This is a genomic window from Ensifer sp. GW101-20A05 (genome assembly GCF_059424735.1).
This window is the reverse complement of sequence record NZ_JBWKZT010000004.1, coordinates 93,085-107,215: the sequence shown is the minus strand read 5'-3', so window position 1 is coordinate 107,215 and position 14,131 is coordinate 93,085. Positions and strand designations below refer to the sequence as shown.

Genomic DNA, 14,131 nt, shown 5'->3' with positions numbered 1-14,131 from the left:
CGAAGGCGCCAGAACCCACGACCCGTCGTTCTGGATGCGGGCCGGTCGCGCGCATGCTCAGCCGCGACGCGGCCGTTTTCCGGCAAAGACGTCAGCATGGCTACGCAACAGCTTCGTCATGCGATCGACCACCGTGCGGATTTCCTTTCGGTGCCGATCCTCGTTGTTCATCACGATCCATTGCCGATGCCTGAGCGCCGGGATTTCGTCACCCGCCCGCTCCAGCATCGGATCGAGATCGCCGACGAAACAGGGAAGCACGGCGCACCCGGCGCCGGCACGGGCGAGATCCAGGAGCGAACGCGGCCGTGTGATCGTCGCGACGATCCTGCCCTCTGCCTGCTGGTGAGGCCAGCGAAGATAGGCCGAGATCGCCTCCTCTTCGCCCACGGCCACCCACCGACTGTTGGCAGCTGACGCTGCGTTCTTCTGGCGATAGGCGGCGTAGGCGACGTCACCGATCAGGCTCGCCGCCAGATAGCTTTCCTCGGGCTCGAAAGCACGGATGCCGATATCGGTCTCACGATAGGCGAGGCTTGCGCGTGTCTCGCCAACCGTTATCGCCAGGCTGAAACCATCCCTCTCGCTGCAAAGTGCCGGGAAATTCTCGGCAAGAAGCCAGGCATTCCAGGTGCCGACGGTGATGCGGACTGTCGCGCCTTCACCCTCGCGCCGCCAGCTTTCGACCAGGCGCGCCGCCGTCTCCATCTCCTGAAGCTGCTCGAAAAGAAGCTCACCGTCGCCAGTGAGCTGATAGCCGGTCTGGCTGCGCAGGAATAGGGCGCGGCCCGTCCGCTCCTCGAGCTCCAGCATCCGCCGCCCGACCGTGGCCGGGCTCGAACCGAGCGCCTGTGCCGCGCCGGTCAGGCCCCCGGTGCGCGCCACGCTCATGAAACAGCGGTAGATATCCCAATCCAGGTTTTTCATTACTGAAAAATATAGCGCGATATCCGGTGTATGTAAAACTGCTTTGGATGCATAAAAGACGTGATGCCCACCAAGTGAGGAGCATCACCATGGAAATGATGGCAATGGTCTATATCGCCGACATGGCCTTGAAGAACCGGCGTTGGGACGAAGACTTCGATCCGAAGCCGCCGGGATATCTTCGGCGCCTCTTTAACGCCCTGTCCGTCAGGATTGCCCAGCGGCGCATGAGGCGCCTTGACGCTGAAGAAAAGAGCACCGCGGAGCCCTGCGGCCACGCGGTGCAATGTTAGCCCCTGCCCTTGTTATGTCGCACGGCGATACCGGTTTGCCGTGCCTTCGCCTGAAGGCGGAACGTCCGCCGTCAGCGAATTCGATTGCCGGCCGCCTCAGGCGGCCCGGTAATTGTAGTCGTCTGCCTGCGGCTCCAGCCGGAACTGCTCGACAAGCATCATCAACGTGTCGGCCTGGTGCGCGAGCGACCGGCTCGTCGCCGTGGCTTCCTCGACCATGGAAGCGTTCTGCTGTGTCATCTGGTCCATCTGGTTGACCGAGCCGTTGACCTCGTTGAGCGCAACGGCCTGATCGCGGCTAGCGGTCGCGATCATCTCCACATGCTGGCTGACGGTGACGATCTGCGCGCTGATCGATGCCAGCACTTCGCCCGTTTCCTTGACCAGGTGCGAACCGGCATTGACCTCGTTCGTCGACTTGTTGATGAGCCCCTTGATCTCGCGCGCGGCCTCTGCCGAGCGCTGCGCCAGTTCACGCACTTCCTGGGCGACAACGGCAAAGCCCTTGCCTGCTTCGCCCGCGCGCGCCGCCTCGATGCCGGCGTTCAGCGCCAAGAGGTTCGTCTGGAAGGCGATGTCGTCGATCACCTCGATGATCTGCTCGATCTGGCGCGAGGCCTCCTCGATGCGTCCCATGGCGGCGATCGCGTTGGTGACAACGGTCGCCGAGCTGTCGGCGCTGCGCTTCGTCTGGATCACGGCATGGTTGGCTTCGCCGGCACGCTCGGCCGAAGAGCGAACGGTCACGGTGATCTGGTCGACCGCAGCAGCGGTTTCTTCAAGCGAGGCCGCCTGGGCTTCCGTCCGCTTCGACAGCGAGTCGGCGGCATGATGCATGCTGGAACCGCTTTCCTGGATCGCCTGCGCATTGGCACGGATCTGGGAGAGCGTGTCCTGCAGCCGGATCAGCGAGCCGTTGAAGTCTTCGCGCAACTGTTCGAGACGACCGTGGAACGGAACCTCGATCTGGCGCGAGAGGTCGCCCTGCGCGAGACGGCCGAGACCGGCTGCAAGCTCGCTGACGGCCAGATCGATCTGACGATCGAGCTCCCGCTTTTCCTGATCGTTGCGGCTGCGCTCCATTTCGGCGCGGGTACGCTGCTCTTCGCTCTCAGCCTCGATACGCACTTTGGAAAGCGCGTTCTCCTTGAAGACGCCGAGCGCGCGCGCCATGTCGCCGATTTCGTCGCGACGGGCGTCGCCGTCGATCGCCGTGTCGAGGCGGCCATCGGCGAGGCGACGCATGGCAGCGGTGATCTGGCCGATCGGTTTCTTCAACGTCAGCGTCAACGCAATGCCGGCAAGCAGCGCGATGACGACGCCGCCGACGGTTGCGGCCACCGAGATCTGGTTTGCTTCCTGGCGTTCTGTTCCGGCGGCCACCTTCTGCTGCTCGGCAAAGCCGGTGAGATCGCCCCAGATCTGGTCGATCGATTGGCCGGCAGCGTCGAAGTCGGCGGTCCGCTTGACGGTGATTTCGACGAGCGCTGCGGCATCCTTCTTCATCGCCGTCAGGATCGGCATCAGCGTATCGGCAATCTTGTCGAAGGAAGCGCCGTCACTGGCAACACCACGCAGCGTCGCCATGTTCTGTTGAACGGCAAGCGACTTGTCGAGCAGCTTCTGGCGGTTCTCTTCATTCGTCTGCCCCATGAAAGTCGCAGCGGAAATCTGGATGTCGGTGATCGACGCGGCGAGCCGGCGGGTTGCAGTCAGTACCGATTCCGTCGTGACGATCTGCTCGTCGAGCTCAGCGAAGATCCGCGTCGCGTCACGCATCTTGCCGACCGACGCCGCCTCCAGGCGGAAGCTCGCAGTGCGGAAACGGTCGACATATTTGGAGATGCCGGCAAGCGTCTCAGGGCCGGCGGGCGCCTTCAGCAGCGAACCGATCTCGCTTGAGGCCGACGTGATCGTTTCGGCAAGCGACTTCTCGTCCTTCGGCAGCAGACGGAAGATGTCACGCTCGGTACGGCCGATCATCGGGAAGCGTTCCTTGACCGCCTTCAGCTTATCGTCGACGGTGATCGCCTTGCTGACCTCGGTGCCGAACTCGTTGAAGAAGCGGCTGGCGCGCATCAGCTTCTCGGCTTCACGCAACATGGTCTTGGCAGCGTTTTCGTTCTTCCGCACGGCATATTGCAGCCGGTTCGATTCCTCGTTGATCTTGGAGCGCTCGATCAGCAGCGCGTCGAGGTTGGCAGCCATCGCTGCGCGCAGCTCCTGCTCGCCGACATGCAGCTTCCAGAGGCCGTCAATTCGTGCCTCGATGTCGTTTGTGGCGGCGATCGCGGCCGTCAGCTCATCCTGACCACTCTGACCGGCGACCTGTGCGGCCGTTGCCGCAAGCACGTCCTTCTGGGCCGAAATCTTCGACTGGACGGCTTGCCTGGTTTCCTCGGTCGTCGAATGCAGGAAGGCGTTCATGCCCGCATAGACATCCTTGAAGCCGCTCAATGTCTGCAGCACGCTGTTGGAAATCTCCATGCGGCCCTGAAGCAGGCCGGATGCATAGAGACCGGTGATACCGACGGCACAGATGCTGACGACGAAGGGCAGGATGAAAAAGAGCACCTTCGTCTGGATCTTGAAACGGGCAAGAATTCTATCAATGAACATTGAAAACACCTTGGCTCGCAGCTCGCATTCGCCTCCCCCGGCAGCTCGAGACGTCTCCGCCTTCAACGACAGGGCGTGAAGGTGCGAGCGATCGAGAGCCACCCGATGCGCAAACAGGCTGATGTTTTTCGGAAAATCATACGGCGCACGCCGCAAGTCCGTCGGCAATCATTGCGGATCCGCGTCACCACTCCTAGGCAACGTGGACCTGACGAACTCACATCGTCGCACTATCCAATTTGAACGATTAAAATTTATATAAGCGCGTTTCGCCTGCGGTAGAAAATCCGAAGGGCGCGGGGCGCTTCAATGGCGCCCGAGGAACCGGCCGTCTAGGGCCGGTTGCCTGAGATCAGAACCAAAGGTCCGGAACGGTTGCGAGCGCAGCTACAGCGAAGAAAGCGATGAGGGCGAGGCGCGTGATCGCGGCCTTCTGCTGACGGCTTTCATCGGTGCGGGCGACCGCGATGGCGCGGGGACGGCGGCGTGGTTGGTTCATGGCATCCTGTCCTTGTCACATTCACCGGCAACCATCGGCCCGGATGAACCGGCTTGCCAGTCACACGTATATTGCAGCCATGCCGTGGCGGAGGAAAGTCAAAAAATAGGAAACAGTGTTATTTCCGTTTACGCGACAATCCGATCACACCAACCGCCGGCTGTGCCGACGAGAAACAAGGTTCGATCAGACCCGTTAACAATCGCTGAAGCACGACCCACCAAAAGCGGGGAGATCAGGCGTCCTGCCCGGCAGCAAAGCCCGATGCCCAGGCCCATTGGAAATTGTAGCCGCCGAGCCAGCCGGCCACATCGACGCATTCGCCGATGAAGTAGAGCCCCGGCACCGCCTTCGCCTGCATCGTCTTGGAATCGAGCCCTTTGGTATCGACGCCGCCGAGCGTGACCTCGGCCGTGCGATAGCCTTCCGATCCGGCGGGCTTGATCGTCCAGGCCTGGATCGAGGCCGAAAGCTGGTTGATCGTCTTGTCCGAGAGGTCGGCAAGCTGACGGCCGGTCAGCTTCGCGCCGTCGGCGAAAAACTGTGCGAGCCGGCGCGGCAGGATATCGCCAAGCGCCGTCTGCACCGCCTGCTTACCGTGGGTGCGGCGGATCTCCTTGAGGATCGCGGCGATGTCGATATCGGGCATCAGCCGCAACTCGATCTCCTGTCCCTCGCGCCAATAGGAAGAGATCTGCAGGATCGCCGGGCCGCTCAGGCCACGATGGGTGATCAGCACCGCCTCGCGAAAGGCCGCCTTGCCGAACCGGGCTTCGGCGTCGGCTGCGACACCCGCCAGTTCGCCGATCGTTTGGAGTTGCGCCGGATCGAGGGTCAGCGGCACGAGGCCCGGCCGCGTTTCGACGATGCCAAGTCCGAACTGTTCGGCGATCCGGTAGGCGAGCCCGGTCGCACCCATCTTCGGGATCGACTTGCCGCCGCTGGCTATGACGAGCGATTGGGCATCGATGGGCCCCTCATCCGTCATGACGCGGAAGCCCGCCCCGTGGCGTTCGACGCTTTCGATCGTTGTCTCCAGCCGCAACTCGGCGTGCACATCGCGCATTTCCGCGAGCAGCATCCTGATGATGTCCTTGGCCGAGTGGTCGCAGAAGAGCTGGCCGAGCGTCTTTTCGTGCCAGGCGATGCCGTGCTTTTCGACAAGGCCAAGGAAATCGCGCGGCGTAAAGCGCGCCAGCGCCGACTTGCAGAAATGGGGGTTTGCCGAAAGGAAGTTCTTCGGCCCCGCATGGATATTGGTGAAGTTGCAGCGACCACCGCCGGAGATGCGGATCTTCTCACCGGGTGCCTTGGCATGGTCGAGCACAGCCGCACGGCGGCCGCGCTTGCCCGCTTCGATGGCGCACATCATGCCCGCGGCACCGGCGCCGATGATGACCACATCCTTCTTCTCAGCCACGAAACACCCCAGCTCTTTTGTCTTTCCTTCCCGGTGGCAAAGAAGAAAGTCAATGACCAAGCCCATCTAGCCAATTGCCAATCTGTGGTTATGATGCGTCATCCGAAGCCAAAACCGGTGATTTATGCCCTCCAAGAGAAGTGCTGCCCAACAAACAACGAAAATCAGCAAAACTTCGAAAATACCCCCCGCCTTGCACTCCCTCCGTGGTGTGAAGACCTGGAAGGAAGCCACGGACTGGCTCAAGATCCGCGGCATCGAAGACGTCGAATGCATCACGCCCGACCTTGCCGGCGTGCCGCGCGGCAAGATGATGCCGACCTCGAAATTCACGTCCAACACCTCGCTGGCGCTCCCCTCGGCCGTCTACCGGCATACGATCTCGGGCGAGTATCCTGACGAAACCGGGCAGTTCCGCTACGATTCGCGCGACAGCGACATCAAGCTCGTGCCTGATCTCTCGACGCTTTCGGTCGTGCCCTGGGAGACCGACCCGACGGCGCAGGTGATCTGCGACATCGTCGGTTCGCAGGGCGAGCAGATCAGCTACACACCGCGCAACGTCCTGAAGCGCGTGGTCGACCTTTACAAGAAGAAGGGCTGGAAACCGGTCGTCGCACCGGAAATCGAATTCTACCTCGTCGCCACCAATGACGACCCTGACTATCCCCTGCATCCACCGAAGGGTCGCTCCGGTCGCTCGATCCTTGGCGGTCAGGGCTATTCGATTGCCGGCATCAACGAGTTCGACGAGCTGATCGACGACATCTACCACTTCTCCGAGAAGCAGGGTCTCGAAATCGACACGCTGATCCATGAAGAGGGACCGGCGCAGCTCGAGATCAACCTTCGCCACGGCGACCCGATCGAGCTGGCCGACCAGGTCTTCCTGTTCAAGCGCACGATCCGCGAGGCGGCGCTGAAACACGGCATCTATGCCACCTTCATGGCCAAGCCGATGCAGGGCCAGCCGGGTTCGGCGATGCACATCCACCAGTCGGTGGTCGAAATCAACACCGGCCGGAACCTGTTTTCGAACCCGGATGGATCGGCATCGAAGGAATTCTTCCACTTCATCGGCGGCATGCAGCACTACGTGCCGCGCACGCTGGTCATGATGGCGCCCTATGTGAACTCCTTCCGCCGGCTGACGCCCGACATGTCGGCGCCGGTTAATACCGCCTGGGGCTACGACAACCGCACGACCGCCTTCCGCATCCCGGTGTCGGAACCGGTCGCCCGGCGCATCGAGAACCGGCTGCCGAGCTCGGATGCCAACCCCTACCTGGCGCTCGCGGCCTCGCTTGCCTGCGGCTATCTCGGCATCGTCGAACAGCGGGAGCCGACGGCACCGACCGAGGACACGGCCAACGAGGGCGAGATCGACCTGCCGCGCGGCCTGCTCGAAGCTGTCGCTCTGCTCGAATCGGCACCATCGCTTGCGGAGGTGCTGAGCCCTGAGTTCATCGCCATCTATGCCGGCGTCAAACGTGGCGAGTTCGAAACCTTCATGCAGGTCATCAGTCCCTGGGAACGCGAATTCCTGCTTCTCAACGTCTGACCTCAGAGGTTCTCCATGCCCTGGCAAAGCCCGATCTCGCCCGGTTACTCCTGGTATGAGGCGACCGTTCCGGATCGACCGGAGTATCCCGCCATGCCCGGATCGCGGAAAGCCAACGTCGCGATCGTCGGCGGTGGCTATACCGGGCTGCAGGCCGCCTGGAACCTGGCGCGGCAGGGCGTCGACGTCACCTTGATCGACGCCTGCCGCTTCGGCGACGGTGCCTCTGGCCGCAATGGCGGCCAGTTCGGCACCGGGCAGCGCGCCTGGGCGGACGAGACCGAGACAAGCCTTGGTCATGAGCGGGCACAGGCGCTCTTCGACATGGCGGAGAATGCCAAGCGCTATGTGCTCGACTTCGCAAGCGCCCACGAAATCGACATCGAGTTCGTGCCCGGCCAGCTCTCGGTCGGCCACAAGAAGAGCCTCGAAAAAGACTATCGCGACCATGCGGAAGCGATGGCAACGCGCTTCGGCTATCCGCATCTCTCCTTCATGGATCGGGAGGAAACCGCAAGCCGGCTCGGATCGAGCCACTACCACTTCGGCATCCGCGATGCCGGCACCGGCCATATCCACCCGATGAAGCTGCTGGTCGGCCTTGCGAAACAGGCCGCCCTTGCCGGTGCCAATCTCTTCGAGCAGACGAAGGCAACCAAGATCGAGCGCCAAAGCGGCACGATCGTCATCACCACCGACCGCGGCACGATCACCGCCGACCGCGCGCTCGTCGCCTGCAACGCCTATATCGGCAATCTCGAGCCGGTGAGCGCCAGCCACGTCATGCCGATCCGCTCCTTCATCGGCGCAACGACGGTGCTTTCCGACCACCCAAAGGTCATTCCCGGCGGCGAATCGGTCGATGATTCGCGCTTCGTCGTGCGCTATTTCCGCAAGTCGCGGGACGGGCGGCTGCTCTTCGGCGGCCGCGAGGCCTATACCGCTGACAATCCGCTCGATATCTCGACCCACATCCGCCGGCAGATCAGCGAGATCTATCCGGAACTTGCCAATATCGAGATCACCCATGCCTGGGGCGGCTCGGTCGGCATCACCATGCCGCGCACGCCCTTCTGTCGCGAAGTGATGCCCGGCGTCACCTCGATCGGCGGCTATTCCGGCCACGGCGTGATGCTCTCCAACTATTGCGGCAAGCTCTATGCCGACCTGGCGCTCGGCAAGGATACCGAGCTCGATCTGCTGAAAGCCCTGAAAATCCCGGCTTTTCCCGGTGGTACACGGTTCCGCTCCGCCCTTCTCTTCCTCGCGTTAAGCTGGTACGCATTACGCGACAGGTTCTGAGAAGCCCTCGCGGCGGCATTTTATTGCGCCGCACCCTAGCGCATTTAAATCGATTAGATTATATGTGTCCGTGACCTGAACAGATCGAGATATCCCATGAGCAGCCAGATCATTCCCGTCGAACCATTTGACTATGTGGTGTTCGGGGGCACCGGCGATCTTGCGGAGCGCAAGCTGTTGCCGGCGCTCTATCACCGGCAACTGGAAGGCCAGATCACCGAGCCGACCCGCATCATCGGGGCGTCGCGCGCAGCACTCAGCCATGAGGACTACCGCAAATTCGCCGTCGATGCGCTGAAGGAACATCTGAAGGCTGATGAGTACAAGGAAGAGGAAGTCGCCAAGTTCGCCGCGCGCCTGTTCTATGTTTCTGTAGACGCCAAATCGGACCAGGGCTGGGATGCGCTGAAGAAGATCCTCGAAGAGGGCAAGGAGCGTATCCGCGCCTTCTATCTCGCCGTCGGCCCGGCGATCTTCGGCGACATTTCCGAACGCATCCGCGATCACAAGCTGATCACCAAGAATACCCGCATCGTCGTCGAAAAGCCGATCGGCCGCGACCTCGCATCGGCGACCGAGCTCAACGACACGATCGGCAAGGTCTTCCGCGAAGAGCAGATCTTCCGCATCGATCACTATCTCGGCAAGGAGACGGTGCAGAACCTGATGGCGCTGCGCTTTGCCAATGCGCTCTACGAGCCGCTGTGGAACTCCGCCCATATCGACCACGTGCAGATCACCGTGGCGGAAGCCGTCGGCCTCGAAAACCGCGCCGGCTATTACGACAAGGCCGGCGCGCTGCGCGACATGGTGCAGAACCACATTCTGCAGCTCGTCTGCTTCGTCGCCATGGAAGCGCCGACCTCGATGGACGCGGAAGCGGTCCGCGACGAAAAGCTCAAGGTTCTGCGCGCGCTGAAGCCGATCACCTCGTCCAACGTCGAACAGGTGACGGTGCGCGGCCAGTACCGCGCCGGCGCCTCTGCCGGCGGTCCGGTCAAGGGCTATCTCGAAGAGCTCGAAGGCGGCGTTTCGAACACCGAGACCTTCGTGGCGATCAAGGCCGAGGTCAGCAACTGGCGCTGGGCCGGCGTGCCCTTCTACATCCGTACAGGCAAGCGCCTTGCCGGCCGCATGTCGGAAATCGTCATCACCTTCAAGCAGATTCCGCACTCGATCTTCGACAACAACGCCGGCCGTATCTCCGCCAACCAGCTGGTCATTCGCCTGCAGCCGAACGAAGGCGTGAAGCAGTCGCTGATGATCAAGGATCCTGGCCCGGGCGGCATGCGCCTGCGTAACGTTTCGCTCGATATGAGCTTTGCCGAGGCATTTGCCGTGCGCAATGCCGACGCCTATGAGCGGCTGCTCTTCGACGTCGTCCGCAACAACCAGACGCTGTTCGTACGCCGCGACGAGGTCGAGGCCGCATGGAAGTGGGTCGACCCGATCCTGAAGGCCTGGGAGGAAACCGGGCAGCAGGTTCAGGGCTATACCGCCGGCACCTGGGGTCCGAGCCAGTCGATCGCGCTGATCGAGCGCGACGGCCGCACTTGGAACGATGCGATATAGGTGCGACCATGACGACAGAGCTTCATACATTTGAAAACGGTGCGGCACTCGCAGAGGGCTTGGCTGACGCCGTAAGCAGCGCACTTTCTGCCGGCATTGCAGCACGCGGTTCGGCGAGCATCGCAGTCTCCGGCGGCTCGACCCCCAAGGCTTTCTTCAAGGCGCTGTCCAAAAAGGACATCGCCTGGGACAAGGTAACCGTGACGCTCGTTGACGAACGTTTCGTGCCGCCGGAAAGTGATCGCTCCAACCATGGCCTGGTTGCCAGCAACCTGCTTCAGGACAAGGCGGCCGCGGCCAAGTTCCTGCCGCTCTACCATGCGGCCCCGACCGCCGAGGCGGCCGCTGAAATCGCAAGCCGGGAAACGGCAGCAATCGGCGCGCCGTTCGACGTCGCCATTCTCGGCATGGGAACGGACGGGCACACCGCGTCGTTCTTCCCGGGCGGATCGCAACTCGCGCGTGCCATCGATCCGGCGACGCCGCGCGGCGTGATCACCATGGAGGCGGAAGGTGCCGGCGAAACCCGCCTGACGCTGACCTTCGCCAGCCTTCAGGATGCGCGGCTTCTGGTGCTGCACATCGAAGGCGAAGGCAAGAAGACCGTTCTCGCCAAGGCTGAAGAGGCCGGCGACGAGAAGGACATGCCGATCCGCGCGATGCTGCGCCGTGCCGCATCGCCGGTGCAGATTTATTGGGCGCCGTAGATCGACTGCTGTTGGGTTGAATTGGCCCAATATCAAAGTGGAGACACGTTCAGCCGGTGGCGCGCTCCCGCCGGAACGGGAAAGTGTTTCTGAGAACATGCCGGGACGCGACGTGCGCTCTCCCAAGCTCGCCGCGCTCCGGACCGATGACTGGATGAAGATGAGGAGCTTCAAGGCTCCGGAACAGGATTTGCCATGTCCGCCGATTCCCGCATTGCCGCGATCACCGCTCGCATCGTCGAGCGCTCGAAACCGCACCGCGAACCCTATCTCGACCGCGTCCGCCGGGCGGCGTCGAGCGGCCCGCACCGCAGCGTGCTCGGCTGCGGCAACCTAGCGCACGGGTTTGCCGTCTGTTCCCCCGCCGAGAAGGTGGCGCTTGCGGGCGACCGCGTGGCCAATCTCGGCATCATCACCTCCTATAATGACATGCTCTCGGCGCACCAGCCGTTCGAGACCTATCCGGCGCTCATCCGCGATGCGGCGCGCGAAGCGGGCGGCGTCGCACAGGTTGCCGGCGGTGTGCCGGCCATGTGCGATGGCGTCACCCAGGGGCAGCCGGGCATGGAGCTCTCGCTCTTCTCGCGCGACCTGATCGCCATGGCTGCCGGCGTCGGCCTGTCGCACAACATGTTCGATTCCACCGTCTATCTCGGCGTCTGCGACAAGATCGTACCGGGTCTCGTCATTGCGGCGCTGACCTTCGGCCATCTGCCCGCCATCTTCGTGCCCGCAGGTCCGATGACCTCGGGCCTCCCGAACGACGAGAAGGCGCGGGTGCGCCAGCTCTTCGCCGAAGGCAAGGTCGGCCGCGACGAGCTTCTCGAAGCAGAGTCCAAGTCCTACCACGGGCCGGGCACCTGCACGTTCTATGGCACGGCCAATTCCAACCAGATGCTGATGGAGATCATGGGCTTCCACCTGCCCGGCGCCTCCTTCATCAATCCCGGCACGCCGCTGCGCGACGCGCTGACGAAGGAAGCCGCCAAGCGGGCGCTGGCGATCACCGCCATGGGCAACGAGTTCACCCCCGCCGGCGAGATGATCGACGAGCGCTCGATCGTCAACGGCGTCGTCGGCCTGCATGCGACCGGCGGCTCGACCAACCACACGATGCACCTCGTCGCCATGGCGCGTGCCGCCGGCATCGTGCTCACCTGGCAGGATATCTCCGAGCTTTCGGATATCGTGCCGCTACTCGCGCGCGTCTATCCGAACGGCCTTGCCGATGTGAACCACTTCCATGCCGCCGGCGGCATGGGCTTCCTGATCAGCCAGTTGCTGCGGGGCGGGCTGCTGCACGATGACGTGCACACCGTCGTCGGCCAGGGCCTCGATGCCTACAAGATCGACGTTCGGCTTGGAGCCGACGGCGGCGTCGAGCGCGTGCCGACACCGAAGGAAAGCGCCGACCCGAAGGTGCTTGCGACCATCGACCAACCCTTCCAGCATACCGGCGGCCTGAAGATGCTGACCGGCAATCTCGGCAAGGCGGTCATCAAGATTTCAGCCGTGAAACCGGATCGCCACGTCATCGAGGCCCCGGCCAAGATCTTCCACGACCAGGCCGAGCTCAATGCCGCCTTCAAGGCGGGCAAGCTCGAGGGCGATTTCGTCGCCGTCGTGCGCTTCCAGGGCCCAAAGGCGAACGGAATGCCGGAGCTGCACAAGCTGACGACCGTGCTCGGCATCCTGCAGGATCGCGGCCAGCGCGTCGCCATCCTCACCGACGGGCGCATGTCCGGCGCCTCCGGCAAGGTGCCGGCGGCAATCCACGTCACCCCGGAAGCCAAGGACGGTGGGCCGATCGCCCGCATCCAGGAAGGCGACATCGTGCGCATCGACGCGGTCGCCGGGACGATCGAGGTGCTGGTCGAGGACATCGCGCTGAAGACGCGGGTACCTGCGCATGCCGACCTCTCGGACAACGATTTCGGCATGGGCCGTGAGCTTTTCGCGCCGTTCCGGGCGATTGCAGGCGCTGCCGACCATGGAGCGAGCGTTCTCTTCCACTAGGACGCAAATAGCGCCGCCTCCTCAGCCGGGGCGGCGCCCTTTTCTAGCGAACTTTTCTTCGAGGCAGCGGCAAGCTCTCCGCCCTCACTGCCCGCTTACGGCAGCGGACCGGGGAACATGTCATTGCGCCCATCGTAGCGCTCGATCTCCAGCGTAAATACATCGACTCCTTCGATGCAGCGGGCATTGATGGAGATCTTGTTGTCCGGATAGCCGCCGCGCATGATCGGCGTCGAGCAGGTCGGGCAGAAGTGATGGCCCTCGTTGAGACCGCGCCAGATGTAGCTCGACAGGCGACGTTTCTCGGTGAGCAGCTTCACCTTGGCGGCGTCCACCTTCCAATGAAGGAAGCCGGAGCGCCGGCAGGTCGAACAGTTGCATTCGACGAGGCCAGAAAGCTCCTCGTCAACCTCGACTGCGATGTCGCCGCAATGGCAGGAAAGCCGATAGGGTCGCTGCATGGTTCCGGTCCGAGTCTGTTGAATAAGACCGCAACCATTCATTGCGCCGACAGGACGGTCAAGCCCCACACCTCAAGCCGCGTTCGGCCTCAGCGATAGATATCGAGCGTTCGGTTGCGATGGTTCGGATGGGTGCTGTAAACGAAGATCCGATTGAGATCGCGGTCGGTCAGCAGGCGGAGGAACCGCGCTTCGATGACGTTGTTGGCATGCACGCGCTTCAGCAGGCAGCCGACCATCTGGATGCGGGCACTCGGGATATCGAGATAGAAGTTCTGCGGAAGCTGATACTGCGTCAGGATACTGATGACGGCGCCGCTTTTGGAGAGCTTGATGATCTCGCAGCGGCGGGAACTCAGCTGCGTCATGCCCTTCTCGGTATATTCGATGCGCGCCTCGTTCCGTGTGTCCTCCATCGGAAAGTTCGCTTCCCGATCGTACATGAAGGACTCTTCCTTGTTCAGGAAGTGCTGCTGCATTGCGGGCGCCGCGCCTCTCATCGATATGCCTTTCCTATCCCCTTTTGAAACAGATTAGCGGCAGAGATTTAACAGAGGGTTTGATCCGTAGGTTGCATTGAAAAAACCCGCCCGATTTTACGGGCGGGTCGAGATGACCATCTGTTCGTTAGACAAATCCGGACGGAGGGCCGCTACGCACCTCTCCTGGAACTGATCTTCCAAGCCGCAAGTCCGGACGGAAAACCGCTACGCACTTTTCCTGGAATTGATCTTCCAGGCCGCAATTCCGGACG

At 62.6% G+C, this 14,131-nt stretch carries 12 protein-coding genes; 6 read left to right on the top strand and 6 right to left on the bottom strand.

The genetic code is table 11. The features are described 5' to 3' along the window. Window positions 1-57: 57 nt before the first annotated feature. Complete coding sequence (locus AC070A_RS12420) at window positions 58-927, bottom strand: LysR family transcriptional regulator (protein ID WP_057251006.1); 870 nt, start codon at window positions 925-927, stop codon at window positions 58-60. A gap of 89 nt (window positions 928-1,016) precedes the next feature. Between AC070A_RS12420 and AC070A_RS12415 the strand changes: the two genes are divergently transcribed. Continuing rightward, the gene (locus AC070A_RS12415; RefSeq protein WP_057251007.1) at window positions 1,017-1,220 is read left to right on the top strand and encodes a hypothetical protein; all 204 of its coding nucleotides are present in this window, start codon (window positions 1,017-1,019) and stop codon (window positions 1,218-1,220) included. 96 nt (window positions 1,221-1,316) lie between these two features. Here the strand turns inward: AC070A_RS12415 and AC070A_RS12410 are convergent, their stop codons facing one another. The 3 genes from AC070A_RS12410 to AC070A_RS12400 all read right to left on the bottom strand — a co-directional run bounded on the left by AC070A_RS12410 (window position 1,317) and on the right by AC070A_RS12400 (window position 5,758). Next, complete coding sequence (locus AC070A_RS12410) at window positions 1,317-3,839, bottom strand: methyl-accepting chemotaxis protein (RefSeq protein ID WP_058320479.1); 2,523 nt, start codon at window positions 3,837-3,839, stop codon at window positions 1,317-1,319. 352 nt (window positions 3,840-4,191) lie between these two features. Further along, window positions 4,192-4,338 carry a hypothetical protein gene (locus AC070A_RS12405; protein ID WP_218372965.1) on the bottom strand — a complete coding sequence of 49 codons (147 nt, stop codon included), beginning with the start codon at window positions 4,336-4,338 and terminating at the stop codon, window positions 4,192-4,194. A gap of 235 nt (window positions 4,339-4,573) precedes the next feature. Further along, a complete protein-coding gene (locus AC070A_RS12400; RefSeq protein ID WP_058320542.1) occupies window positions 4,574-5,758 on the bottom strand; it encodes a BaiN/RdsA family NAD(P)/FAD-dependent oxidoreductase in 1,185 nt (394 codons plus the stop codon). A gap of 124 nt (window positions 5,759-5,882) precedes the next feature. On the opposite strand from AC070A_RS12400, the gene AC070A_RS12395 reads away from it, so the two are divergent. The 5 genes from AC070A_RS12395 (at window position 5,883) to edd (ending at window position 12,916) form a co-directional block, all read left to right on the top strand. After that, complete coding sequence (locus AC070A_RS12395; protein ID WP_057251012.1) at window positions 5,883-7,319, top strand: glutamine synthetase family protein; 1,437 nt, start codon at window positions 5,883-5,885, stop codon at window positions 7,317-7,319. A 15-nt stretch (window positions 7,320-7,334) separates the two neighbouring features. Next, window positions 7,335-8,621, top strand: coding sequence for an NAD(P)/FAD-dependent oxidoreductase (locus AC070A_RS12390; RefSeq protein ID WP_112994588.1), 1,287 nt, complete (start codon window positions 7,335-7,337; stop codon window positions 8,619-8,621). A gap of 96 nt (window positions 8,622-8,717) precedes the next feature. Next, complete coding sequence (gene zwf, locus AC070A_RS12385) at window positions 8,718-10,193, top strand: glucose-6-phosphate dehydrogenase (protein ID WP_057251016.1); 1,476 nt, start codon at window positions 8,718-8,720, stop codon at window positions 10,191-10,193. An 8-nt stretch (window positions 10,194-10,201) separates the two neighbouring features. After that, the gene (gene pgl / locus AC070A_RS12380) at window positions 10,202-10,900 is read left to right on the top strand and encodes a 6-phosphogluconolactonase (RefSeq protein WP_057251018.1); all 699 of its coding nucleotides are present in this window, start codon (window positions 10,202-10,204) and stop codon (window positions 10,898-10,900) included. Between the two features lie 195 nt (window positions 10,901-11,095). Continuing rightward, window positions 11,096-12,916, top strand: a complete 1,821-nt coding sequence (edd, locus tag AC070A_RS12375; protein WP_058325399.1) for a phosphogluconate dehydratase — start codon at window positions 11,096-11,098, stop codon at window positions 12,914-12,916. 95 nt (window positions 12,917-13,011) lie between these two features. On the opposite strand, the gene AC070A_RS12370 is transcribed toward edd, so the two are convergent. Both AC070A_RS12370 and AC070A_RS12365 read right to left on the bottom strand, forming a co-directional pair. After that, window positions 13,012-13,377, bottom strand: a complete 366-nt coding sequence (locus AC070A_RS12370) for a GFA family protein (protein WP_058325398.1) — start codon at window positions 13,375-13,377, stop codon at window positions 13,012-13,014. An 89-nt stretch (window positions 13,378-13,466) separates the two neighbouring features. Beyond that, the gene (locus AC070A_RS12365; RefSeq protein ID WP_057251024.1) at window positions 13,467-13,877 is read right to left on the bottom strand and encodes a hypothetical protein; all 411 of its coding nucleotides are present in this window, start codon (window positions 13,875-13,877) and stop codon (window positions 13,467-13,469) included. Window positions 13,878-14,131: the final 254 nt, after the last annotated feature.

What these genes read in the sequence shown, in the direction of transcription:
- AC070A_RS12370 (WP_058325398.1), bottom strand. Translation starts at nt 13,377, where the DNA reads ATGCAGCGACCCTATCGGCTTTCCTGCCATTGCGGCGACATCGCAGTC.
- AC070A_RS12410 (WP_058320479.1), bottom strand. Translation starts at nt 3,839, where the DNA reads ATGTTCATTGATAGAATTCTTGCCCGTTTCAAGATCCAGACGAAGGTG.
- AC070A_RS12390 (WP_112994588.1), top strand. Translation starts at nt 7,335, where the DNA reads ATGCCCTGGCAAAGCCCGATCTCGCCCGGTTACTCCTGGTATGAGGCG.
- pgl (WP_057251018.1), top strand. Translation starts at nt 10,202, where the DNA reads ATGACGACAGAGCTTCATACATTTGAAAACGGTGCGGCACTCGCAGAG.
- AC070A_RS12395 (WP_057251012.1), top strand. Translation starts at nt 5,883, where the DNA reads ATGCCCTCCAAGAGAAGTGCTGCCCAACAAACAACGAAAATCAGCAAA.
- AC070A_RS12415 (WP_057251007.1), top strand. Translation starts at nt 1,017, where the DNA reads ATGGAAATGATGGCAATGGTCTATATCGCCGACATGGCCTTGAAGAAC.
- AC070A_RS12405 (WP_218372965.1), bottom strand. Translation starts at nt 4,338, where the DNA reads ATGAACCAACCACGCCGCCGTCCCCGCGCCATCGCGGTCGCCCGCACC.
- AC070A_RS12365 (WP_057251024.1), bottom strand. Translation starts at nt 13,877, where the DNA reads ATGAGAGGCGCGGCGCCCGCAATGCAGCAGCACTTCCTGAACAAGGAA.
- AC070A_RS12420 (WP_057251006.1), bottom strand. Translation starts at nt 927, where the DNA reads ATGAAAAACCTGGATTGGGATATCTACCGCTGTTTCATGAGCGTGGCG.
- zwf (WP_057251016.1), top strand. Translation starts at nt 8,718, where the DNA reads ATGAGCAGCCAGATCATTCCCGTCGAACCATTTGACTATGTGGTGTTC.
- edd (WP_058325399.1), top strand. Translation starts at nt 11,096, where the DNA reads ATGTCCGCCGATTCCCGCATTGCCGCGATCACCGCTCGCATCGTCGAG.